Source organism: Mesorhizobium sp. WSM4887 (genome assembly GCF_029625865.1).
In the GTDB taxonomy this organism is placed as follows: Bacteria; Pseudomonadota; Alphaproteobacteria; order Rhizobiales; family Rhizobiaceae; genus Mesorhizobium.
Genome location: NZ_JARTVP010000010.1, coordinates 75,922 through 99,584 on the forward strand (window position 1 = coordinate 75,922; position 23,663 = coordinate 99,584).

Annotated in this window: 23 protein-coding genes; 15 read left to right on the top strand and 8 right to left on the bottom strand. The window is 62.9% G+C overall.

Annotation, left to right across the window (positions count from 1 at the left end; all coding sequences use genetic code 11):
- Positions 1-4: 4 nt before the first annotated feature.
- The 3 genes from waaF to P9230_RS26330 all read right to left on the bottom strand — a co-directional run bounded on the left by waaF (position 5) and on the right by P9230_RS26330 (position 3,804).
- On the bottom strand, positions 5-1,072 hold the full coding sequence (gene waaF, locus P9230_RS26320; RefSeq protein ID WP_245475417.1) for a lipopolysaccharide heptosyltransferase II: 1,068 nt from the start codon (positions 1,070-1,072) through the stop codon (positions 5-7).
- 12 nt (positions 1,073-1,084) lie between these two features.
- Positions 1,085-1,861: a glycosyltransferase gene (locus tag P9230_RS26325; protein ID WP_245322435.1), complete on the bottom strand. Its 777-nt coding sequence runs from the start codon at positions 1,859-1,861 to the stop codon at positions 1,085-1,087.
- Positions 1,862-2,271: 410 nt separating this feature from the next.
- The gene (locus P9230_RS26330) at positions 2,272-3,804 is read right to left on the bottom strand and encodes an acyl-CoA carboxylase subunit beta (protein ID WP_278121127.1); all 1,533 of its coding nucleotides are present in this window, start codon (positions 3,802-3,804) and stop codon (positions 2,272-2,274) included.
- Positions 3,805-4,201: 397 nt separating this feature from the next.
- Between P9230_RS26330 and P9230_RS26335 the strand changes: the two genes are divergently transcribed.
- On the top strand, positions 4,202-5,650 hold the full coding sequence (locus P9230_RS26335) for a DEAD/DEAH box helicase (protein WP_164763830.1): 1,449 nt from the start codon (positions 4,202-4,204) through the stop codon (positions 5,648-5,650).
- A 65-nt stretch (positions 5,651-5,715) separates the two neighbouring features.
- On the opposite strand, the gene P9230_RS26340 is transcribed toward P9230_RS26335, so the two are convergent.
- A complete protein-coding gene (locus tag P9230_RS26340; RefSeq protein WP_095825446.1) occupies positions 5,716-6,705 on the bottom strand; it encodes an alpha/beta fold hydrolase in 990 nt (329 codons plus the stop codon).
- 189 nt (positions 6,706-6,894) lie between these two features.
- On the bottom strand, positions 6,895-7,713 hold the full coding sequence (locus P9230_RS26345) for an SDR family oxidoreductase (RefSeq protein ID WP_278121128.1): 819 nt from the start codon (positions 7,711-7,713) through the stop codon (positions 6,895-6,897).
- A gap of 194 nt (positions 7,714-7,907) precedes the next feature.
- On the opposite strand from P9230_RS26345, the gene P9230_RS26350 reads away from it, so the two are divergent.
- The 5 genes from P9230_RS26350 (at position 7,908) to P9230_RS26370 (ending at position 11,985) form a co-directional block, all read left to right on the top strand.
- On the top strand, positions 7,908-8,942 hold the full coding sequence (locus P9230_RS26350; protein ID WP_278121129.1) for a cysteine synthase A: 1,035 nt from the start codon (positions 7,908-7,910) through the stop codon (positions 8,940-8,942).
- The gene (locus P9230_RS26355) at positions 8,942-9,685 is read left to right on the top strand and encodes an alanyl-tRNA editing protein (protein ID WP_127239786.1); all 744 of its coding nucleotides are present in this window, start codon (positions 8,942-8,944) and stop codon (positions 9,683-9,685) included. Before P9230_RS26350 ends, P9230_RS26355 begins: the two co-directional genes overlap by 1 nt.
- Positions 9,686-9,731: 46 nt before the next feature.
- Positions 9,732-10,583: a 3-mercaptopyruvate sulfurtransferase gene (gene sseA, locus P9230_RS26360; protein ID WP_127239787.1), complete on the top strand. Its 852-nt coding sequence runs from the start codon at positions 9,732-9,734 to the stop codon at positions 10,581-10,583.
- Between the two features lie 5 nt (positions 10,584-10,588).
- Entirely contained in the window at positions 10,589-11,152 is a 564-nt protein-coding gene (locus P9230_RS26365) for a GNAT family N-acetyltransferase (protein WP_067321624.1), read from the top strand.
- A gap of 365 nt (positions 11,153-11,517) precedes the next feature.
- Positions 11,518-11,985, top strand: coding sequence for a DUF1203 domain-containing protein (locus P9230_RS26370; protein WP_095825442.1), 468 nt, complete (start codon positions 11,518-11,520; stop codon positions 11,983-11,985).
- Positions 11,986-12,494: 509 nt separating this feature from the next.
- Here the strand turns inward: P9230_RS26370 and ald are convergent.
- Entirely contained in the window at positions 12,495-13,610 is a 1,116-nt protein-coding gene (gene ald / locus P9230_RS26375; RefSeq protein ID WP_067321621.1) for an alanine dehydrogenase, read from the bottom strand.
- A gap of 213 nt (positions 13,611-13,823) precedes the next feature.
- On the opposite strand from ald, the gene P9230_RS26380 reads away from it, so the two are divergent.
- Entirely contained in the window at positions 13,824-14,297 is a 474-nt protein-coding gene (locus P9230_RS26380; RefSeq protein ID WP_059188527.1) for an Lrp/AsnC family transcriptional regulator, read from the top strand.
- A 105-nt stretch (positions 14,298-14,402) separates the two neighbouring features.
- Here P9230_RS26380 and P9230_RS26385 read toward each other — a convergent pair whose 3' ends face one another.
- On the bottom strand, positions 14,403-15,062 hold the full coding sequence (locus tag P9230_RS26385) for a 5-formyltetrahydrofolate cyclo-ligase (RefSeq protein WP_278121130.1): 660 nt from the start codon (positions 15,060-15,062) through the stop codon (positions 14,403-14,405).
- Between the two features lie 174 nt (positions 15,063-15,236).
- Here P9230_RS26385 and P9230_RS26390 point away from each other — a divergent pair, with 174 nt between their 5' ends.
- Both P9230_RS26390 and P9230_RS26395 read left to right on the top strand, forming a co-directional pair.
- Entirely contained in the window at positions 15,237-16,502 is a 1,266-nt protein-coding gene (locus P9230_RS26390) for an NAD(P)/FAD-dependent oxidoreductase (protein WP_095825441.1), read from the top strand.
- A gap of 129 nt (positions 16,503-16,631) precedes the next feature.
- Entirely contained in the window at positions 16,632-18,605 is a 1,974-nt protein-coding gene (locus P9230_RS26395) for a bifunctional 2',3'-cyclic-nucleotide 2'-phosphodiesterase/3'-nucleotidase (RefSeq protein WP_278121131.1), read from the top strand.
- A 29-nt stretch (positions 18,606-18,634) separates the two neighbouring features.
- On the opposite strand, the gene P9230_RS26400 is transcribed toward P9230_RS26395, so the two are convergent.
- Positions 18,635-18,931, bottom strand: a complete 297-nt coding sequence (locus tag P9230_RS26400; RefSeq protein ID WP_095827660.1) for a hypothetical protein — start codon at positions 18,929-18,931, stop codon at positions 18,635-18,637.
- A 259-nt stretch (positions 18,932-19,190) separates the two neighbouring features.
- On the opposite strand from P9230_RS26400, the gene P9230_RS26405 reads away from it, so the two are divergent.
- From P9230_RS26405 to eno, 6 genes are all read left to right on the top strand, one after another.
- Positions 19,191-19,325, top strand: coding sequence for a hypothetical protein (locus tag P9230_RS26405; RefSeq protein WP_259979787.1), 135 nt, complete (start codon positions 19,191-19,193; stop codon positions 19,323-19,325).
- A gap of 105 nt (positions 19,326-19,430) precedes the next feature.
- Complete coding sequence (locus P9230_RS26410; RefSeq protein ID WP_066989660.1) at positions 19,431-19,721, top strand: Dabb family protein; 291 nt, start codon at positions 19,431-19,433, stop codon at positions 19,719-19,721.
- A 70-nt stretch (positions 19,722-19,791) separates the two neighbouring features.
- Positions 19,792-20,667, top strand: a complete 876-nt coding sequence (locus tag P9230_RS26415) for a VOC family protein (RefSeq protein WP_278121132.1) — start codon at positions 19,792-19,794, stop codon at positions 20,665-20,667.
- Positions 20,664-21,506 carry a 3-deoxy-8-phosphooctulonate synthase gene (gene kdsA / locus P9230_RS26420; protein ID WP_067321392.1) on the top strand — a complete coding sequence of 281 codons (843 nt, stop codon included), beginning with the start codon at positions 20,664-20,666 and terminating at the stop codon, positions 21,504-21,506. Before P9230_RS26415 ends, kdsA begins: the two co-directional genes overlap by 4 nt.
- A 79-nt stretch (positions 21,507-21,585) precedes the next feature.
- On the top strand, positions 21,586-21,951 hold the full coding sequence (locus tag P9230_RS26425) for a PRC-barrel domain-containing protein (RefSeq protein WP_066989666.1): 366 nt from the start codon (positions 21,586-21,588) through the stop codon (positions 21,949-21,951).
- Positions 21,952-22,342: 391 nt separating this feature from the next.
- Positions 22,343-23,617: a phosphopyruvate hydratase gene (eno, locus tag P9230_RS26430; protein WP_066989668.1), complete on the top strand. Its 1,275-nt coding sequence runs from the start codon at positions 22,343-22,345 to the stop codon at positions 23,615-23,617.
- The last annotated feature ends 46 nt before the right edge of the window (positions 23,618-23,663 follow it).

Here is a 23,663-nt window from a genome sequence, read left to right on the forward strand (position 1 = left end):
GCGGTCATACCGGTTGGGGTGCGTATTTCCCGACGCTTGCCGCCAGCGCTTCGAGCACACGCTGCTCACTGATACCGCGCGTGTTCAGGACCCAGCTCGGTATCGAGATCGGAGGCTCGATGAAGGTTACCTGCTCGTTCAAGGGTCCATGCACGTAGGATCGGTTCGAGCCGAAGATGAGCACGCTTGGAATGCCTAAGGCGCCGGCTGCATGGGACACACCGCCATCGACACCGAGAAAGACGGTGGAGGCCGCGATCTGGTGCATGGCCTCCGCAATGTCGGGCGTCGAGGTGAAGTCGATCGCCTCAGGCAACAAGGCGCGAATCTGGGCGGCAGCCTGGCGTTCGCGCGGACCGCCGACAAGCCAGACGGACCAGCCCCGTTCGATATGCTTTCGCGCGACCGAGACGAAGCGCTCGGGCGGCCAGGAGCGCATGTTCTCGAAATCGGAAGTATAGAGGGAAAGCACCGGCCTTGCCGGATCGACGCCGTTGCGCCGGCGCCACTTGGCAACGTCTTCGGACGAAATCGCCAGCCGCGGGGCCGGCAGCTGTTTTTCTTCGGCGGGCTGCTTGCCGAGGAGCGCGATCGCACAGACCTGTTCGACGAGCCTTGTCTTGCGCGGGCCGAAGGCCACGAAGGTTCTCAGCCATCCCGACGGCAGTCGGTTGACGATGCCGAACTGGAGCTCGCGCGGATATCCAATGCGCTCGGGAATGCCCGCCAGCCACGGCACCAGGGCCGCCTTGGTGCTGCTGGTGAGCAGATAGGCTGCGTTATAATTCTCCTGGCGGAGTTCGCGCGCCAGCCGCGCCCGCTCCTTGAGACCGGGGTTCCAATGCCTTTCAACGGTCCAGGCCTTCCGGACATGCGGCATCAAGCGCGCCAGGGGCGCGGCCAGCGGCGAGGTGATGACGTCGATCGGCTGTCCAGGAAACGTCGCTGCTATGATTTGAATTGCCGAATGGCAGCGGATGAAGTCGCCGATTGCCGGCAAGCAGAACACGAGAATGGGGCGCAACGCGCGATACCTTTTCGATCCGACACAGTCGCCGCGAACGGCGAGCATGCCGGTTCCTTGTCACGGAAGCGCTTCGCCATCAAGGATGCGGGCATAGAGTTCCAGATAGGCCTTCGCGGTTTTCGCGATCGGAAATCTGTCGGCGGCAGATTCACGGCATTTGCGCATGCACAGGTCTGCGACCTCGGCAAGACCTTCGGCGAACTCCTCGTCGCTCTCGAAGAATCGGCCCGTATCCGTGTCCACCGTCTCCGGCAGGGCGCCGCGCGCTGTGGTCAAAACGGGCGTGCCGCACAGCATCGCCTCGACCGGCGCATTGCCGAAAGGCTCTTCCCAGGCGATCGGATTGAGGAAGGCCTTCGATGCGCCCAGCAGGCGCAGCTTGTCGTCGCCGTCGACGACGCCGTTGAAGCGATAGCGGCGGGAAAGACTCTTGAAAAAGACCCCCTCGCGGCGGGTCCGACTTCGGCCGAGCAATTTCCACCGCGAGCCGCCGGCGATATCGAGGGGAAAGTCGAATTTCCTGGCGAGCTCGACTGCCCGGTTCAAGCCCTTTCCGGCGCGTGCGATGGCCGCCATGAAGAGGAGGCGATCACTCTTCGATTCGGCCAGCCGATAGTCATCCACCGGAAAGCCGTTGTAGACGAAGGTCTTGCGGCCGTGCAGCTGGGCGTGCCGTGCGCTGATGAAGCTCCAGTTCGGTTGCGGCCGCGGATAATCCGGTAAATGGCCCCGCTCGGTGTTGAGGGTCGGGAAGTCAACCTCGACCTTCCACGCATGAAGGTGGACGATTTGGGTGTCCTTGGGGATCGCCGCGCGGCACTCGGCATCGCTCACAGCATGCCGGACTTCGCACAGTGGATGTGACGATCCAGGGCCCGCCACGAGGACGACATGGTGGCCCTGCCTGACCAGTTCAGTGGCCAGCCAGTCGACCTGACGTTCTATCCCGCCGTAGCCTTTGCACGGAACGACGCCCTTTGTTGCAAGGGTTATTAGCATTCAGCACCGTCATCACATTGATGTGATTTCAATGTGATTAGAGGTTGCCAGTTGTCAACCTCCGACGACGGATTGCGTAAGCCAGAGTTCCAGCCGCCGGCCGGCTTTCGAGGTTCCACCGATTGAGATGGTCGGCGACTCCCCGTCGCGAGGCCAAGCGGAAGGAGAGGGGCTAATCAACGAGAATAACGGCGGACCTGCCGAAATGCTTGCCAGCTACAAGGACCAGTCGCGACACCACCGCCTCACAGCGGAATGTTGTCGTGCTTCTTCCAGGGGTTCTGCATATCCTTGTTGCGCAGCATGCGCAGCGCCCGCGCGATCCGGCGGCGCGTCGAATGCGGCATGATCACCTCGTCGATATAGCCGCGTTCGGCCGCTACGAAGGGCGACAGGAACCGATCCTCGTATGCTTTGGTGTGGGCGGCGATCTTCTCCGCGTTGCCGATGTCCTTGCGGTAGATGATCTCGACCGCGCCCCTTGCGCCCATCACCGCGATCTGCGCCGTCGGCCAGGCATAGTTCATGTCGCCGCGCAGGTGCTTCGACGCCATCACGTCATAGGCGCCGCCATAGGCCTTACGGGTGATCACGGTGATCTTCGGCACGGTGGCTTCGGCATAGGCGAACAGCAGTTTTGCGCCATGCTTGATCAGCCCGCCATATTCCTGCGCGGTGCCGGGCAGAAAGCCTGGAACGTCGACCAAGGTAACGATCGGGATCGAGAAGCAGTCGCAGAAGCGCACGAAGCGCGCCGCCTTGCGGCTGGCGTCGGAGTCGAGCACGCCGGCCAGAACCATCGGCTGGTTGGCGACGAAGCCGACGGTTCGCCCCTCCACACGGCCGAAGCCGGTGACAATGTTCCTGGCGAAGCTCGCCTGGATCTCGAAGAAGTCGCCTTCGTCGGCAACCTTCAGGATCAGTTCCTTGATGTCGTAGGGCTTGTTGGCGTTGTCCGGAATCAGCCGGTCGAGCGACATGTCATGGTCCGTCACCGACTGGTAGCATTCGATCTCGGGAATCTCTGCGGTATTGGACGCCGGCAACAGGTCAATCAGCCGGCGCATCTGCAGCAGCGCCTCGACATCGTTGTCATAGGCGCCGTCGGCGATGGAGGATCGGGTCGTGTGTACCGTGGCGCCGCCGAGGCTTTCGGCCGTCACCGTCTCATTGGTCACCGTCTTCACCACGTCCGGCCCGGTGACGAACATGTAGGAGGTGTCGCGCACCATGAAGATGAAGTCGGTCATGGCCGGCGAATAGACATCGCCGCCGGCGCACGGGCCCATGATCAGCGAAATCTGCGGGATGACACCGGAGGCGAGCACGTTGCGCAGAAAAATCTCGGCATAGCCGCCGAGCGCGGCCACGCCTTCCTGGATGCGTGCGCCGCCCGCGTCGTAGAGGCCGATGATCGGCGCGCGATTGCGCAGCGCCATCTCCTGCACCTTGACCACCTTCTCGGCATGCGCCTCAGACAGCGAGCCGCCGAAGACGGTGAAATCCTTGGCAAAAAGGTAGACTGGACGGCCGTTGACGGTGCCCCAGCCTGTGACGACGCCGTCGCCCGCGATCTTGGTTTTCTCCATGCCGAAGTCGGTTGAGCGGTGCTCGACATACATGTCGAACTCCTCGAACGAACCCTCGTCGAGGAAGACGTCGATGCGCTCGCGGGCGGTGAGCTTGCCCTTCTTGTGCTGGGCCTCGATCCGTTGCTTGCCGCCGCCCATCCGGGCGATCTCGCGGCGGCGCTCGAGTTCCTTCAGCACGTCCTTCATCGCTGCCCCCACCATAGAAAGGTGGTTTGTGGTAATCGTGAGGGCAGCGCAGCGCAAGCGTCGCTTTTCGCACGCCGTTTTGTTGCGCTGCAACATCCACCCTTGCATTTTGCGGCGGACTCGGCCATATGCGGTCGCATAGGCGCTTGGGCCGAACTTCGGCTTTCTCTACTAATTGAGACTGGTTGCGTCTGTTTTCCCTCTTTCCGGTGGGCCCTCCCGTCGATCGGCAAGCTGGCGAAAGAGCCCCGGGGCATGACGCCTGCGGGCACGACAGCGCAGCCGCGCGGACGCTCCCCGTCCGCCGCCTTGTCGTTTCCTGACAATTTTTCGACGGCAGGTTGCGCCCTGCCGCCATGATGTTTGCGGCTACAGGGCCGCGTGAAAGAAGACTATTTTGACCAATGAAAATCAGGCGGACCAGAACGGTTTCGCTACCCTTGGAATCACCGGCGCGCTGCTCAAGGCCGCCAATGCCGCGGGCTTCATGGATCCGAAGCCGATCCAGGTGCAGGCGATCCCGCCGCAGCTCGAAGGCCGTGACATATTCGGCATTGCTCAGACCGGTTCGGGCAAGACGGCGGCTTTCGCGCTGCCGATCCTGTCGAAGATCATCGGGCTCGGCACGAAGCGCCGGCCAAAGACGGCGCGCGCGCTGATCCTGGCGCCGACACGCGAGCTAGCGGTACAGATCGAGGACACCATCAAGCTGCTCGCCAAGGGCGCGCACATCTCGACCGCGCTCGTGCTCGGCGGCGTCTCCCGCTACAGCCAGGTGAAGAAGATCGCACCCGGCGTCGATATCCTGATCGCCACGCCCGGCCGGCTGACCGACCTGGTGCGGGAAGGCGACCTCATCCTTGCCGATACCAAATGGCTGGTGCTCGACGAGGGCGACCGCATGCTCGACATGGGCTTCATCAACGACGTCAAGCGCATCGCCAAGGCGACCGCGCCGAACCGCCAGACCGCGCTGTTCTCGGCCACCATGCCGAACGAGATCGCGGAACTCGCCAAGGGCTTGCTGAAGGACGCCGTCCGCATCGAAGTCTCCCCGCAGAGCACGACGGCGGCCGAGATCGTGCAAAGCGTGGTGCTTGCCCGCACCAAGCAGAAGCGCCAAGTGCTGTCCAAGATGCTGGCCGACGAGGCGATGCGCTCGGTCATCGTGTTCTCGCGCACCAAGCATGGCGCCGACCGCGTCACCAAGGACCTTGCCCGCGACGGCTTCGACGCCGCAGTGATCCACGGCAACAAGTCGCAGAACGCGCGTCAGAAGGCGCTCAACGATTTCCGCGACGGCTCGGTGCGTATTTTGGTGGCGACCGATATCGCCGCGCGCGGCATCGACGTCCCAGGCATCAGCCATGTCGTGAATTTCGACCTGCCGGACGAAGCGGAGAGCTATGTCCACCGTATCGGCCGTACCGGCCGCAACGGCAGGGACGGCATCGCGATCACGCTTTGCGATCCATCGGAGAACGGCAAGCTGCGGCAGGTCGAGCGCATCATCCGCATGAAGCTTCCCGTCATTGCCGATCATCTCGGCAGCCCCGACCCGCAGCGCGATCCGAAGGAAAGGACCGAGCGTCATTTCGAGCCGGCCAATGACCGCGAGCACCATGGCGGCCGTCGTGACGGCCGCCGTCCCGGCAGCGGCAACAACGGCAAGAAGCGCTTCGGCGGCAAGCCCGGTGGCGAGCGCCAATTCGCGCCCAAGCCGCAAGGCGAACGTCCTGCGGGCGCCAAGCCGAATGGCGAGCACAAGCCTGATGGCTTCAAGCGCTTCAAGGGCAACAACAAGCGCCGCTTCGGCGGCAAGCGTCCTGCGAACCGGGCCGCTTAAAGTCGCACCGAGGTTTGATTGAAATCGCATAACGGCCGGAAGCAACGCTCCGGCCGTTGGTCGTCTCACGGACTTGATTGCTGCTGCATCAGCGCCTTCACCCACACCACGATCCGCTCTGTCAGAAAGCCCGTGGTCTGCGGCGATAGCGCATCGCCTGCAATGACGTGGTTGTCCGGATCGCCCGTATCGTCGACCGGCACCAGTTCGTGCGGACCGCCCCAGCGGCCGGCGACCTCGCGCGTGCGGTCCGGCCGGACCACCTTGTCGGCATCCGAGAAGATGAACAGGGCAGGGATGGTCGCCTTCTCGACCGGCGCGCGATAGGCGAGCTCGGTGAGCGCAGCCATCGGCAAGGCCGCCGCGATCGGATATTTGGTGGTCCAGAATTTTTCGTGCAGCGCATTGCGCGCCGGAAAACTGCGCTCCCTGCCGCCGACGAGCTCGGCAATCTCTCTGCCCCAAGGCAGTGTAAGGACCTCGGCGCCCGACGCCTTGACGCCGAAATTAGGCGAGATGAATGCGATTGCCGCGACGCCGTCGGAAGCACCAGGCTGGGCTGCAGCCCATGTCGCCAGTGAGGCGCCAGTCGAGGTGGCGATAACGATCACCTTCTCGCCGATCGCGCGCCCGATCGCCAGTGCCTCCTCATAGTCGTTGATCCAGGCATTCACGCTGCCTTCGGCAATGGCCGCGCCGTCCTGCCCGTGGCCGGTCAGGCGGGTGTAGAAGAGATTGGCCTCGATCTCCCCGGCGACGTCGTCCGGCAGCGGCCGGATCTCGCCCTTGGATGCCGAAAACCCGTGGATGTAGACGATCGCAAGCTTGGTCTTGGCGTGAACCAACGGATTCGCCCAGATGATCTCCTTGTCCAACCCGTCACGGATATTGGGCACGGCCGCTTCTTCGCGCGCCAGATAGGCCTGCGGATCGTCGCCGATCGCCGAAGGATCGAAACGGATCGTCGTATCGACCGCCACGCGTGGGCCGAGGTAAAAGCCTGAGAGGAGGATAACGACGAGACCCAGTACCGCAAGCAAGATCCGTCGCCCCATGACCAACTCCAAGCAACAATTCTCAACCTATGGCGGTGCCCACCGAGAGGCAATCTCTCCCGGATCAGCGGATGTCGTGCAAAGCCTGCGACGGTTTTGCGAAACGACTTGCATAGAAAGGCATAAAGCGCGTTGCCTGAATGCGTTTCAGCGCGAGGCGCTTTACGCCGCTTTGTCCGTTGGACTTTTTTAGCCCGGCGTCTTGCGGTCGAAATACAACGGCCGTCCCCGCCAGCTGGTGGTCAGCCCGATCACCAGTCGGCCTACGGGTCGCGGCAGCAGGCCCAGCAGCTTCAGCGGCCAGCTTATGTGATAGGGGAAGGTGACTTCGAAGCCTCCCCTCCGGATGCCGCGCGCCATGCGGCGCGATGCCCGGTGAACAGGCATCAGGCCCGGCATCGGCAGCATGTTCTTCTCGGTCAGCGGCGTGTCGACGAAGCCCGGATTCATCACCTGGATGCGGATGTTCATCTTGTCGAAGTCGTATTTTAGCGATTCCGCCAGGATGTTGATTGCCGCTTTGGTGCCGCCATAGGCGGCGGTGGTCGGCCAGCCGGAATAGGCCGTGACCGACCCGACCAGGACGACATGCCCGCGTCCTCGCGTGCGCATATAGTCGACCGCAGGCACCAGTCCGTTGACGATGCCGAAATAATTGACGGCGAAGGAACGATGAAAATCGCGCACCACGAGATGCTCACCGGGGGTGGCGATGTAGTTGCCGGCGTTGAAGACGGCGAGCACGATCGGCCCCATGTCTTTCTCGATCGCCGCGACAGTGCGTGCCATCCCTTCTTCGTCGGTCACATCGCAGGGAAAGGATTTCACGTGGCCGGCCATCTGCGCGGTCTCAACCAGCAGCGTATCGGCTGGATCGCTGGCCAGCGCCGTCACCGCGACGGCATAGCCTTGCCTCGCCAGGTCCTTGGCCAGCGCCCGGCCGAGGCCGCTGCTGCCGCCCGTGATCCAGGCGACACCGTCTTTCGGGTTGGCCCGGTAGAGTGTCATTGGAAGTCCTGCGAATTATCTGGGCTAGTGCTCTAGCGGCGAAGAAATGGGATGAAAAGAGCGCTTTTGGATGACATCGTTGAAATGCTCGGGAGCATTGCAGCGTCCCGAATGCGACTGGACCAGGCAAAATCTTGCCTTGAAACCGCGGCTTCCGGTTTTTAGGGTCTCGCCGCACGCATAAAGGAATCCCCATGCCCCGTAATGTGATCGAAGCGATCGGCAACACCCCCCTGATCCGGCTCAACAAGGCTTCGGACGCAACCGGCTGCGAGATCCTGGGCAAGGCCGAATTCATGAATCCGGGACAATCGGTCAAGGACCGTGCAGGCCTCTTCATCATCAGGGACGCCGAACATCGCGGATTGCTGAGGCCCGGTGGTGTCATCGTCGAAGGGACCGCCGGCAACACCGGCATTGGCCTCACGCTGGTCGCCAAGGCGCTCGGCTACCGGACAGTCATTGTCATCCCCGACACGCAAAGCCAGGAGAAGAAGGACACGATCAAGATCCTGGGAGCCGAGCTGATCGAAGTGCCGGCCGTGCCGTACAAGAACCCGAACAACTATGTGAAGCTTTCGGGGCGGCTCGCCGAGCAGATGGCACGGTCGGAGCCGAACGGCGCGATCTGGGCGAACCAGTTCGACAATGTCGCGAACCGCGACGGCCACATCCGCACGACTGCCGAGGAGATCTGGATCCAAACCGGCGGCAAGGTCGACGGCTTCGTGTCCGCCGTCGGCTCCGGCGGCACGCTCGCCGGCGTTGCGCTCGGGCTCAAGGCCAAGAGCAGGCACGTCAAGATCGCACTTGCCGATCCGTTGGGTGCTGCGCTCTACAGCTTCTATACCAGCGGTGAGCTGAAAGCCGACGGCAGCTCGATTACCGAAGGCATCGGCCAGGGTCGCATCACCGCCAATCTCGACGGCTTCACGCCGGACTTCTCCTACCAGATACCGGACGAGGAGGCATTGCCGATCATCTTCGATCTGATCCAGGAAGAGGGACTGTGCGTCGGCGGCTCGACGGGCATTAACATCGCCGGCGCCATTCGGCTGGCGCGCGAGCTTGGCCCCGGCCATACCATCGTGACGATCCTCGCCGACTACGGCACGCGCTACCAGTCGAAGCTGTTCAATCCCGAGTTCCTGCGAAGCAAGAACCTGCCGGTCCCAGGCTGGATGGACGAAAAAACCAGCATCCCGGTGCCGTTCGAAAAGGTGGCCTGATGGCGCAGAGAACCGAAGCGCTGTTTCGCGACGACGCCTATCTGAGCACGGCGGAGGCGCAAGTCGTCGCCATCAATGACCGCGGCGGCATCCTTCTCGACCGCACGATCTTCTATGCCACGTCGGGCGGACAGCCAGGCGATACGGGCATGTTGGAGCGCGCCGACGGCAGCCGCATCGCGATCGCCGCCACCATGACCGGCGAGACCAAGGACGAGATCATCCATGTGCCAGCGCCTGAACAGGCCCTACCGGCCGTCGGTGAAAAGCTGAAGCTCGACATCGACTGGCGGCGGCGGCATCTTCTGATGCGTATGCACTCCGCGTGTCATCTGCTCACCGTCGTCTGCCCGTTTCCGATCACAGGGGCAGCGGTCGCCGAGGACGACAGCCGCGTCGATTTCGACATTCCCGATGCCGGCTTCAGCAAGGAGGACGTGACAGCGAGGTTGATGGAGCTTGTGCGGGCCAACCATCCCGTCTTCACGCGGCTGATCACCGACGAGGAACTTTCGGCCAATCCCGGGCTTGTCAAATCGAAGAACGTGCGGCCGCCCGTCGGCACCGGCCGCATTCGCTTGGTCTGCATCGGCGAGAATGCCTCAATCGACAGTCAGCCTTGCGGCGGCACCCATGTGAAGAGCACCGGCGAAATCGGCGAGATCCATATCGGCAAGATCGAAAAGAAGGGCCGCGAGAACAGGCGCTTCCGCATCCGCTTCGGGCCGATGCCGACGAATTGACGAGCAACACCTACCACAGTCGCGAGGAGCGGGCAGGAGAGGAAAAATGGCCGAAGACAGCCCATTCATCGTCGACGCGGATTGGCTCGAGAAGCGGTTGGGAACGCCAGGACTGACCATCATTGACGCGTCCTGGTACCTGCCGGCGCAGAAACGCGACGCCCGCGCCGAGTATGACGACGCCCATATTCCAGCTGCGCGCTTCCTCGATCAGGACGCCGTCTCGGACCCGGATTCCAAGCTGCCGCACACATTGGCGTCGCCCCAATATTTCGCGCAATATGTCGGCTCGATGGGCGTTTCGGCCGACGACACGATCGTCATCTATGACGGTCCAGGCTATTTCTCGGCGCCGCGCGCCTGGTGGATGTTCCGCGTCATGGGCGTCTTCCAGGTCTATATCCTGAATGGCGGCTTCGACCGCTGGAAGGCGGAAGGGCGGCCGGTAACGGCGGAGCAGACCCGGATCGCACCTTGCGTCTTTTATGCCGATTTCGATGCAAGCCGGGTTGTCAGCCTCGACGAAATGCGCCGGATCGTTGGAAGCGGAGAAAGCCAGATCGCCGATGCGCGCTCACCCGGGCGTTTCGCCGGCACCGATCCCGAACCGCGTCCCGGCGTCCGTTCCGGCCATATGCCGGGCGCTCGCAATGTTCCGGTTGCCGCGCTTGCCGAGAATGGCGAACTGCTACCCAAGGACCGCTTGCGCATGGTCATTGAGGAGGCCGGCATCGATCTTACAAAGCCGGTCGTCACCTCGTGCGGATCGGGCATCACCGCGGCGGCGATCACGTTGGCGCTGGAGACGCTTGGCCATACCGACAACAGGCTGTACGACGGCTCATGGACCGAATGGGGTGGGCTGAGCGACACGCCCGTGGTGACGGGCAAGGAATGACGGCGATGGAAAACGGTGGACCGAAGGATATCGATGTCACGGTCACATTCCTCGAAATGCACGCACCGCCGGCTTCATCTCCCCCGCTGCCCTACAACCGGCAGATCGCCTTGCTGAGGACCAAGGACATTCCGCTGCATTTCTACCGCTACCTGATGGATCGCGTCGGGCGCAAATGGCACTGGGTCAACGTGCTTAGACTGAGCGACGAGGAACTGGCCGCCGGCCTGCATCGTGAGGACCGCGACATCAGCGTGCTCTACCTGGACGGCTCTCCCGCCGGCTTCTTCGACCTCAAGCCGCATCTGCCCGAGGAAGTGGAACTCGCCTATTTCGGTATGATGGAACATGCTCACGGCCAGGGTATCGGCCGCTGGTTCCTGGGAGCGGCCATCTCGGCCGCGTGGTCGTATGGGCCGAAGCGCATCACCGTGCAGACCTGCACGCTCGACCACCCGGCGGCGCTGCCGCTTTACCAGAAGCTTGGCTTTACGCCGGTTGCGCAGAAGAAAGAGGTCGTGCATCCGCTGACCTTCGCCGAGCGCTCCGCAAGCGTCATGCGGCCGTAGCTAAGGGGAAGCGCGGCGCAGTCGGCTGCCTCGATGCCGCTTACGCAACCGGCGGCGGCTGGCCCTCGGCAGCCACGTGTCGATGCAAGCCCAGCGGGGCGCCTTGGTCGTCCGGATCGTCGCTGCGGGCCGTATCATGCTCGGATCATCGCCCGACCTCAGCCGGCCGCGCGCCGCACCCTTCTTCTGCGATCATCATGGCGCGGAGCGCGGTCCATGGCGAGTCCGATAAGTCTAGTATCGTGATTTCGGGTTCGTAATTCGATACTGCGCTTCGAGCGACGCACGAAGCGCTTGGCAGGAATCGGGTGGGAGACGCTGTCGGCTCGTCATAGTTCCGGCCAAGGACACCGGAGAATTTTGCCATGAGCATCCAGTTCAAAGCCCTGCCGACCGAAGCCGTGCGCGCCTTACAGCGGGGAGGGCCCGACGCTTACGGCCACACGCCAGAGCGAAGGATTTCGGACGGCGATGGCGTGCCGTGCCGGCATTGCATGAAGAACGTCGCAACCGGCGATAGCTATCTCATCCTCGCCTACCGGCCGTTCCCGGAGCTTCAGCCTTACGCGGAGACCGGACCGATCTTCCTGCATGCGGACGAATGCCAACGCGCCGCGGAGGCGGATGCACTGCCTGAGATGCTCCAAAGCAGCGACTACATAGTGCGCGGTTATGGCAAGGACGACCGCATCGTCTACGGCAGCGGCGCCGTCGTTCCGACCGGCGATATCGCGGCCCGCGCCGAGACTTTGTTCGAGCGCGACGACATAGCCTACATTCACGTCCGTTCGGCACGGAACAATTGCTACCAGTGCCGCATCGAACGAGCTTGATCGCCGGCAAAAAAATGCCCGCCGGTGGTCTGGCGGGCCGTTGGAAGTCTGTGACAGAAGCCTTCGGCCCGAGCCGCCGGCGGGGCCGGTTTTCACCGGAACCGAGGGCGACCGTAGCCATCAGGTAGCGAAATCTCTCTAGGCAGGTTTCTCGGGTCCCGAATGTGAAGCATTTCACACAAGAGGCACCGGATTCGCTCGCATGGCTGAGCGGCGGCCCGCATGCCCCCGCAAACTGTCGTACTCCCGTCGCATAACCGCGCTAGAAGGGCGGTCGTTGATCGATGGCCGACCGCGGATGGACCGGCGGCACATCGCAACATCGAGGAAGCGGGGCTCTGGCTCCGCTTTTTTGTTGCCCGGACTCTTCGCGCAAAGGACCGGTTGGAAACACGATAAAAAACGCCCGCCGGAAGAACCGGCGGGCGACAGAAGGAAGCTTTTATCGAGGGCAATTCCAGGAAAGGTCTGTAGCAGCGGTACCGTCCGGAATTACGTGACAAATAGTTTCAGGCGGCCAGCACCGCCTTCGGTTCGACCATCTCATAACCCAGCGCTTCGGCGACGGCACGATTGGTGATCTTGCCCTTGTGGACATTGAGGCCGTTGCGCAGGTGATGGTCGTCGACGAGCGCCTTCAGGCCCTTGTCGGCGAGCTGCAGGCCGTGATGCAGGGTGGCGTTGTTCAGCGCGTGTGCCGAGGTAACCGGAACCGCGCCCGGCATGTTGGCGACGCAGTAGTGGATCACGCCGTCGACCTCATAGGTCGGGTCGGCATGGGTCGTGGCGTGCGAGGTCTCGAAGCAGCCGCCCTGGTCGATGGCGACGTCGACGAGCACCGAGCCCTTCTTCATGCCGGAGAGCATTTCTCGGGTGACCAGCTTGGGTGCGGCAGCGCCCGGGATCAGCACGGCGCCGACGACGATGTCAGCCGAGAAGCACTCGTCTTCGAGCGCCTCGACGGTCGAGTAGCGGGTATGGACACGGCCGCCAAAAATGTCGTCGAGCTGGCGCAGGCGCGGGATCGAGCGGTCGATGATGGTGACGTCGGCGCCGAGGCCGGCAGCCATCTTCGCAGCATGCAGGCCGACGACGCCGCCGCCGAGCACGGTGACCTTGCCGGGCAGCACGCCGGGAACGCCGCCGAGCAGCACGCCGCGGCCGCCATTGGCTTTCTGCAGCGCGGTCGCGCCGGCCTGGATCGACAGGCGGCCGGCGACTTCCGACATCGGTGCGAGCAGGGGAAGACCGCCACGGTCGTCGGTGACCGTCTCATAGGCGATCGCCGTGACGCCCGAAGCGAGCAGGCCCTTGGTCTGCTCCGGATCCGGGGCGAGGTGGAGGTAGGTGTAGAGGATCTGGCCGTCGCGCAGCTGCACCCATTCGTTGGGCTGCGGCTCCTTGACCTTGACGATCATGTCCGACTTGGCGAACACGTCGGCGGCCGTCTTGGCGATCGTGGCGCCGGCGGCGCGATAGGCGTTATCGTCGGCGCCTATTCCGGCGCCGGCGCCAGCCTCGACAAGCACTTCGTGACCGTGCGCGACATATTCGCGGACAGAGCCGGGCGTCAGACCGACACGGTATTCATGGTTCTTGATTTCCTTGGGGCAGCCGACGCGCATCTTCTTCTCCTGTCCGGCCCTTGAAAGGGCGCTCTCCCTGACATTTCCGGGCATGCCGCCAATCCCAAACCGCCGCGCAGTTTTAGGGCGACATGCATGAGGCGCAGTGAAGCATGAATCGTTCCGCATGTGTTTGCGAATGCACTTGCGGCAGCGTCCGGTCTTCGATAATCGTTGCGCAAAAAGCCGGAATATTCGCAGGAATCTCGAAAAATGCCGCTCGACAGGATCGATATCGCCATTCTGGAGACTTTACAGAAGGATGGCCGGATCCCCAATGCAGCGCTTGCCGAAAAGGTTGGGCTGTCGCAGTCGGCCTGCTCCAGGCGCCTGGACAATCTGGAGAAATCCGGAACCATCCGCGGCTATCACGCGCGACTGTCGAATGCAGCGCTCGGCCATCAGATGACGGCGATCGTGCATATATCGCTGTCGGGGCAGTTCGAGAAGACGCTGTCCGATTTCGAAGCGGCGATCAAACGCTGCCCGAACGTGCTTTCCTGCCATCTGATGTCGGGCGAATACGACTATATCCTGCGTATAGCGGCCAAGGACCTTGCCGACTATGAGCGTATCCACAAGGAATGGCTGTCGGCGATGCCGCATGTGACGAAGATCAACTCATCCTTCGCCCTGCGCGAGATCGTCGACAGGACAGCGGTGGGGTTGAGGCCGGAAATGGCCTAGCTGAGGTCAGAGCGTTTCAGCGTTCCACCGGAACCCGAACCGCTCAATGTCTTTGCTTTGCGCAATTGCGGACGGAAACCGCTACACTCTTTTCGTGGAACTGCCTTAGGCTCCGGCCGCCTCGGTGACCACCTTGGTCATCGGGATGTCGTGCGGTTGCGGATAGATGGTGGGAATGCGCTGCAATTCGTAGCCGACGCCGATCACCAGCGGCCTGAACGGCATGGCAGCAAGTGTACGATCGTAAAAACCGCCGCCATAGCCCAGCCGGTAGTTGCTGGGATCGATGCCGACCACAGGCGAGATCACGATATCGGGCAGGACAGGATCACCCTCGGCCGGGATCGGGATGTTCCAGACGCCTTTCTCCAGCCGGTCGCCCGGCGCGTAGGCGCGGAACACCAAAGGCTGGCCCTTCTCGATGACGACGGGCAGCGCGGTGCGGCCGCCGCGCGCATTGATCGACGCCATAAAGCCGCGCAGGTCCGGCTCGCCGCGGAACGGCCAGTAGAGGCTGACCATAAGGCCGGCAACGTTGCCGACCAGCGTATCGAGGCCCTCGGCAATCCGCTGTGACATTGCCGCGCGTGCATCGGCGGAAACCGCAAGCCGCGCCCCGATCAGCCGCTCACGCTCCGCCTTGCGCCAGCGCCGGACATCGGTCCAGTCGGACAGCGGCATCTGATAGGCCGGGTCGAGCTCATGCATGAAACAAGGCGGTGAAGCGTATTGGGCCGGGCCGTCGTCATCGCGATTGTCAGACATGCTTCACTCCTATCGTTCTGCTCCACGCTATACCGGGCGTTCCGGGGCGACATGCGCGTACACGACACCGGACGACGACTCCCAGGCAATGACATGGCCAGCGGCGGCGTTGTTGCGGTGCACAAAAATGCTTACATCTAAGCAATCGGGTTGCTTTGGGCGAGGTGGCTGAAAATGGACGAAGCCAAGCATCATGTCGTGATCGTCGGCGCCGGGTTCGGCGGTCTCGAACTTACCCGCGCGCTGGCCGGCGCACCGGTGCGCATCACCATGATCGACAAGCGCAATCACCACTTGTTCCAGCCGCTGCTCTACCAGGTGGCGACCACCGCGCTGGCGACTTCCGAGATCGCCTGGCCGATCCGTCATCTGTTACGCAAGCGCAAGGACGTGACGACGCTTCTGGGTACGGTCATCGGTGTTGACCGCGCAGGCAAACGCGTGCTGCTCGATGACGGGAGCGCAGTCGGCTACGACACGCTAGTGCTCGCCACCGGCGCGCGCCACGCCTATTTCGGCCATGACGAATGGGAGCCATTCGCGCCCGGGCTGAAGACGCTGGAAGATGCCACCACCATCCGGCGCCGCATCCTGCTCGCCTTCGAGCAAGCCGAGCGCGAGACCGATCCCGCCAGGCGCCAGGCATTGCTGACGCTGGTCATCGTTGGCGGCGGACCGACCGGCGTGGAGCTTGCCGGCACCATTGCAGAGCTTGCGCAGGACACGCTGCGCGGCGAATTCCGCAATATCGACACGCGGCAGGCGCGCGTTGTGCTGATCGAAGCCGGTGACCGTGTGCTCGCCAATTTCGCACCGGAGCTCTCGGCCTATGCTCAAAAAGCGCTGGAGCGGCTTGGCGTGACGGTCGAGCTTGGCCGTGCCGTCACGCAGTTGGATGCCGAGGGCGTCGTCTTTGGCGATACCTACCTGCCGGCAAAGACGATTTTATGGGCAGCCGGCGTCGCCGCTTCGCCTGCGGCGGAATGGCTGGGAGCGCCCGCCGACCGGGCGGGCAGGGTGCTGGTCGAGCCCGATCTCACCGTGCCGGGCAGCCCGGAGATATTTGTTATCGGCGATACGGCACATCTGCTGCGACCGGACGGCAAGCCGGTACCGGGCGTGGCGCCGTCCGCCAAGCAGGAGGGCAGGCATGTTGCTGCAACGATCAAAGCGAGGCTCGATGGCGACGCAACGCCACGCCCTTTCCGCTACAAGCATGCCGGCGACCTGGCGACGATCGGCAAACGCGCGGCCGCCATCGATTTCGGCTGGATCAAGCTCACCGGCTGGCTCGCATGGTGGCTCTGGGGGATAGCGCACATTTATTTCCTGATCGATTTCCGCAATCGGCTCGCAGTGTCGCTCAGCTGGCTATGGATATATTTTACCGGACAGCGCAGCGCGCGCCTGATCACTCAGGGTGACGACGACAAGAGCTGATTGCTTTTCATCGACGCGTCACCGTGTCGTGATCAACAGACATCCAACAGACATGGACTCGAAATGCCTTCGGCGGCATGTTCCGATTGAGGGGCAGGGCATGTCGCGTTGTCTAAGAGGAGGAAAACAATGTCACTTTTGCCCGTCTCTCGCCGCGAATTCCTGGCCGGAGCCGCCGCCAGCGGAGCGCTGATCATGCTGCATCCGTTCTCCGCCCGGGCCGCAGCCAATCAGGCGCATCTGAGGATCATGGAGACGACCGACATCCATGTGAATTTGCTGCCCTATGACTATTACGCCGACAAAGCGAACGACACGATGGGCCTGTCGCGCACGGCCTCGCTGATCGACGGGGTGCGCAAGCAAGCCACCAATGCGATGCTGATCGACAACGGCGACCTGTTGCAGGGCAATCCGATGGGCGACTACATCGCCTATGAAAAGGGCATGAAGGACGGCGACCTGCATCCGATCATGAAGGGCATGAACCTGCTCGGCTATGAATGCTCGACCCTCGGCAACCACGAATTCAACTACGGCCTGTCCTTCATGGACAAGGTGTTGGCCGGCGCCAATTTCCCCTTCGTATGCGCCAACCTGATCCGGGGCACGACGCTCGCCACGAACCCGCGCGACGACAAGCTCTACCTCAAGCCCTATGTTATCCTCGACAAGAAGATCAAGGACGGCTCCGGCGCCGAACAGCCGATCAAAATCGGGGTGATCGGGTTCGTACCGCCGCAGATCATGGTCTGGGACCTGAAAAACCTGGAAGGCAACGTCCAGACCCGCGACATTGTCCAGGCGGCCAAGGCCTGGGTACCGCAAATCCGTGAGGAGGGCGCCGACATCGTCATTGCGCTTTCGCATTCCGGCATCGATATCAAGCAGGGCGACATGATGGAGAACGCCTCCTTCTTCGTCGCCGGCGTCGAAGGCATCGACGCGGTCTTCACCGGGCACCAGCATCTCGTCTTCCCCGGCAAGAAGGATTTCCAGGCGCTGGAAGGCGTCGACACCGAAAAAGGCACTCTGCAGGGCAAGCCGGCGGTGATGGGCGGCTTCTGGGGCTCGCATATGGGCCTGATCGACCTGCTTCTTGAGCGCGATGGCTCGAAATGGCGCGTCGTCTCGGCCACCTCCGAGGCGCGGCCGATCTATGAGCGGGTCGACAGCAAGAACAAGGCTACGGTCGGCGACGACAAACGCATCATCGCGGCGCTCGAGCAGGATCACGAGGCGACGCTCGCCTATGTCCGCCGCCCCGTCGGCAAGACGTCCGCGCCGCTCTATTCCTATTTCGCTTTGGTCGCCGACGATCCCTCGGTGCAGATCGTCAATCAGGCGCAGAGCTGGTATCTCAAGGATATTCTGAAGAGCACAGAGTGGAAGGACGTGCCGCTCCTCTCTGCGGCGGCACCGTTCAAAGCAGGCGGCCGCAACGGCGCCGACTACTATACCGACGTTCCTGTCGGCGATATCGCCATCAAGAACGTCGCCGATCTCTATCTTTATCCGAACACCGTGCGCGCGGTCGAAATCACCGGCTCGCAAGTCAAGGAATGGCTGGAGATGTCGGCCGGCATCTTCAACAGGATCGAGCCCGGGAAGGCGGATCAGCCGCTGATCAACACCGATTTCCCCTCCTACAATTTCGACGTCATCGATGGCATCACCTACAAGATCGACCTGTCGCAGCCGCCGAAATACGATACCAAGGGCGCCGTCGCCAATGCCGGCTCCAGCCGCATCGTCGATCTTAAATTCGCCGGCAAGCCGCTCGATCCGGCAGCGAAATTCGTGGTTGCCACCAACAACTACCGCGCTGGCGGCGGCGGCAATTTCCCCGATATCAATGCTTCAAAGATCATCTACGAGGCGCCGGACACCAACCGCGACGTGATCGTGCGCTACGTCATCAGCGAGGGCACGATCAATCCGTCGGCGGACGACAACTGGTCGTTCGCGCCGCTGCCTGGAACCAGCGTTGTCTTCGAGACCGGACCCAGGGCCAAGGATTTCATCGGTCAGGTGAAGTCGCTGAAGATCGAGCCGGCGGGCGAGGGTGAGGCGGGGTTTGCCAAATACCGCATTGCCCTTTGATGTTGCGCGGCCGGGCGGGCCTGATTTGGCTAAGGCGAAGGGGTGGTCGCGGGCGTGGTGAGCGGCCCGGGGAAGGCCGGCTGGATCGACGTGCCGAGCGGATCGCTGGGCACGGTCAGCGGCGCCATTCCTCTCGGGTGGCGAATCTCCTGGATGGTCGATGTCGGCGTGTTGTTGACAAGGTCGCTGGCCCCCGGTGTCAGCGTCGGGGCAGTCAGCGCGCCCAGCGGGTCATTGGTGACCGTGGGCAAGGATACTTTTGCGTCAGCCGCACTTGCCGAGATCACGGCAAGCAGCAGCACGGCGACGGTTACGGTGCGGTTCAAGGAAGCCTCCTGTTGCGAACGACGCTCGGCGCTCGCCCGAGGATGCAGTGACGGCGCCGGACAGCCGGAAAAATGCCGGATGTCCGATCGCGGTTGCATCATGTTCGCATGAGACATTTGTGCTCGCACCGCAGCTCTCCAGGTAGCCGGCGCTGGGTCCCATGACGCCGGAAAGGTGCGTCGATTACAAAGCAGTGAATTGGAACGATTGCCGTGAAGGCGCTCTGGTTCGGTTTGAGGACATACGCTAGCTTTAGCCATGCGTTATGTGATCGTTATCGTCGCCATCACGTTCTTCCTGATCTGGGACGGCCTCTACAACCAGGGCCAATATCTCGACGCGACCGTCAGGGAGATGTCGCGCATCGTGCGTTACGTCACCGGCGCTGCCTGAGGCCCCGACGCTGCCGCTCAAATAGCGGGCGCGACATCGTTGCCGGTTGACGCGACGGCCTTGCTCCCACAAAACGCGTTCATCCGTCGATCAAGGAGGCTGGGTTTGATCCGGCACATCGTTTTCTTCAGCGTGCGGCGCAAGGAGGATGTGGAGGCCGTCCGGTCAGGGCTGCAGGAACTGGGCAAGATTCCACATTCGAAACACTTCGAGGTGACGCTCAATACCAAGGTCGATCTGTTCTCAAACGCGATCGACGTGGTCGTCTATGCCGAATTCGAGGACGAGGCAGCGCTCGCAGCATACAGGGCGCATCCGATCTATGCGGAGACGACAGGCAGGGTTAAACCGTTGCGCGAGCTGCGTTATTCGGCCGACGTCGTGGCCGCCGCCTGAGCCGCGCCGTCCGCTCGCCTTGGACGCCAGGCCTTGAACCGATTTCCGCAATGGTGCACACCGCGCCGGCATGACGAAAACTCCGCCCCATCCGCTCGACCATCTCGTTCTGCTCACGCGGAGCCTCCACATTGCAAGGCAGCGCCTCTCGTCGCTCGGCTTCGTCGTCGCCCCGACCGGCGTCCATCCTTTCGGGACCGAGAACGCTTGTGTCTTCTTCACCGACGGCACCTATCTGGAACCGCTGGCCGTCGGCGATGACAAAACGGCCGATCGGGCGATGGGCGAAGGCAACGTCTTCGTCGCGCGCGACCGCCTTTACCGCAGCAGGCTTGACGACGAGGGCTTCTCCGCGGTCGTCTTCGGGACCGCCGATGCAGATGCCGACCACGCGCGCTATGTCGAAGCGGGGCTGTCGGCTGGCAACATGTTGAGCTTTTCGCGCGCCTTCACCGACACCACGGGCAAAAGCGACACGGCATCGTTCAAACTGGCATTCGCGGCCGATAGAAAAGCACCGGACGCCTTCCTGTTCGCCTGCCAGCGCATCAACGCGCCGCAGATCGACCGCACCGCACTGCAGGCACATGCCAATGGCGTGACCGGCATCGTTGAGATCGTGGCGGTGAGCGACGAGCCTTCGAGCCAGAGGGGACTGATATCGATCGCTGCCGGCCAGGACGCGAGCGACGGCGACAGGACTGACCTGCCAAACGCGACCCTGGCCGTTCTGACGCCCGACGCTTTTGCCGCACGGTTCGGTGCTTCGGCAAGGCAGCCTTCGGACCTGCGATTTGCGGCCGTCATCTTTGCGGTTCGCAGCGTCGCCGCAGCTACCCAGCTACTTGCGGCAAACGCCATAGAGCACAACATGAGCGACGACGATGTCGTCGTGCCGCCGGCACCCGGTCAGGGCGCGGCCTTCATCTTTCGGGAGATCCCATGAGCGAGCCCCTTGCGCCTAATGCCGCGGTAAGCGTCGGCAAGGTGGTTTTCGCCAACAATGCGCCCTTGTCGCTGATCGCAGGCCCCTGTCAACTCGAGTCGCGCCAGCACGCCTTCGACATGGCCGGCGCACTGAAGGAACTAACCACAAGGCTCGGTATCGGGCTGGTGTACAAGACGAGCTACGATAAGGCCAACCGCACCTCGCTCGGCGGCGCGCGCGGTGCCGGGATCGAGGCGGCGATGCCGATCTTCGACGACCTGCGCAAGGAGTTCGGACTGCCGGTGCTGACCGACGTCCACACCGAGGAGCAATGCGCATTGGTCGCGCCGCATGTGGATGTGCTGCAGATACCGGCCTTTCTCAGCCGGCAGACGGATCTGCTGATTGCGGCGGCGCGCACCGGCAAGGTGGTGAACGTCAAGAAGGGTCAGTTCCTGGCGCCATGGGACATGAAGAATGTCGTCGCCAAGGTCACCGGTTCCGGCAACGCCAACGTGCTGGTCACCGAGCGCGGCGCCTCCTTCGGCTACAACACACTGGTGTCGGACATGCGAGCGCTGCCGATCATGGCCGAGATCGGCGCGCCGGTGATCTTCGACGCCACCCATTCCGTGCAGCAGCCGGGCGGGCAAGGCGGCTCGACCGGTGGCGAACGACGCTTTGTCGAGACCCTCGCGCGCGCCGCCGTGGCGATCGGCGTTGCCGGCGTGTTCATCGAAACCCACCAGGATCCGGACAACGCCCCCTCCGACGGCCCCAACATGGTGCCCTTGAAGAATCTTCCCGCATTGCTGGAAAGGCTGATGGCGTTCGATCGGATCGCCAAGAGGCCGTAGCAGGGCAGCCGAAAATCTGGAACCTTCGCCCGCTCCCCTCATTGTCCACAACGGACAAACAAATGAGAGGAGCACAACAATGACCACTCCGTCTGGCCACACCGAAGCCATTGCCGCCTCGCGCGTCATCGGCACCTCGGTCTACAACACCGCCGGCGACAGCATCGGCAGCATCGAGGACGTGATGCTCGACAAGATGTCGAACGGGATCATGTTCGCGGTCATCGGCTTCGGCGGCTTCCTCGGCATGGGCGAGAAGTATCACGCCATTCCGTGGGCAAGCCTCGACTATGATGAAAACATGGGCGGCTACGTCGTGCCTTTCACCAAGGAACAGCTCAAGGCGGCACCGGCCTACTCGATCGAGGAATTGACCGGCGCCGATGGTGAAGCGGCCCGCGACGCATCTTTCGAATACTACCACGTGAAGCCTTACTGGCACTGATCGGCCTGATCGGCTGCTTCCAGAATCGAGAAGGCCCCCGGGTCCGGGGGCCTTCGAGCGTTGAGGAACCTATTCAGCGGTCCGAAGGGTGGATAGCTCCGTGGAGTTCTGCTGAGGCTTCTGGGTTTCGCAGGACGTTAGGAACGCCGCCGCGATCAGGAACAAACTCACGATACCGCTCAACTGAGACATGGCGAAACTCCTCGTGTTTCGCCCCGCGCAAACACGACCATAAATCAGAAGGGCGAGTCGCGCGCATGACTAATGATGACAAAGATTTGCGCTTCGTGAATCTTGTCGCCGGCAATTATTACGGACCGCCCAATTGCCTTTTGCCGGGCTTTGGCTAAGAGGGGCGCGACGCTTCAATCGATCAATCGGGGACATCGCAATGACCGCCATCATCGACATTGTCGGGCGTGAAATCCTGGACAGCCGTGGAAATCCGACCGTCGAGGTCGACGTGGTGCTGGAAGACGGCTCGATGGGCCGCGCCGCCGTTCCGTCGGGCGCCTCGACCGGCGCGCATGAGGCGGTCGAGCTGCGCGACGGCGGGCCGCGCTATCTCGGCAAGGGAGTCCAGGGCGCCGTCGAGGCGGTGAACGGCGAGTTATTCGAGGCGATCGGCGGCATGGAAGCCGAGAACCAGATCCATATCGACCAGACGATGATCGAGCTCGACGGCACTCCGAACAAGAGCCGGCTCGGCGCCAACGCCATCCTCGGCGTGTCGCTGGCGGTGGCCAAGGCCGCCGCCGAGGCCGCCGGGCTGCCGCTCTACCGCTATGTCGGCGGCGCCAAGGCGCACATCCTGCCGGTGCCGATGATGAACATCATCAATGGCGGCGCTCATGCCGACAACCCGATCGACTTTCAGGAATTCATGATCCTGCCGGTCGGCGCGCCGACGCTGCGCGACGGCGTGCGTTGGGGCTCTGAAATCTTCCATACGCTGAGAAAGAAGCTGAAGGATGCCGGCCACAACACCAATGTCGGCGACGAGGGCGGTTTCGCCCCCAACCTGAAGAGCGCGCCGTCGGCCCTCGATTTCATCATGGAATCGATCGAGAAGGCCGGCTTCAAGCCGGGCGAGGACGTGGCGCTCGGCCTCGACTGCGCGGCGACCGAGTTCTTCAAGGACGGTAACTACGTCTATGAGGGCGAGAAGAAGACCCGCGATCCGAAGGCGCAGGCCAAATACCTCGCCAAGCTCGCTTCCGATTATCCGATCGTCACCATCGAGGACGGCCTTGCCGAGGACGATTGGGAGGGCTGGAAATACCTGACCGATCTGATCGGCAAGAAGACCCAATTGGTCGGCGACGATCTGTTCGTCACCAACACGGCGCGACTGCGCGACGGTATCCGCATGGGCGTCGCCAACTCGATCCTGGTCAAGGTCAACCAGATCGGCTCGCTCACCGAAACGCTCGACGCGGTCGAGACCGCGCACAAGGCCGGCTACACCGCCGTCATGTCGCACCGCTCGGGCGAGACCGAGGATTCGACCATTGCCGACCTCGCCGTCGCCACCAACTGCGGGCAGATCAAGACCGGCTCGCTGTCGCGCTCAGACCGCATGGCCAAGTACAACCAGCTCATCCGGATCGAGGAAGAGCTCGGCCGGCAGGCGCGCTACGCCGGCAAGTCGGTGGTCAAGGGCTGATCCGGACAAACTGTCTTGGTTGTTGAAAGAGGCGGAGAGGCGGGTT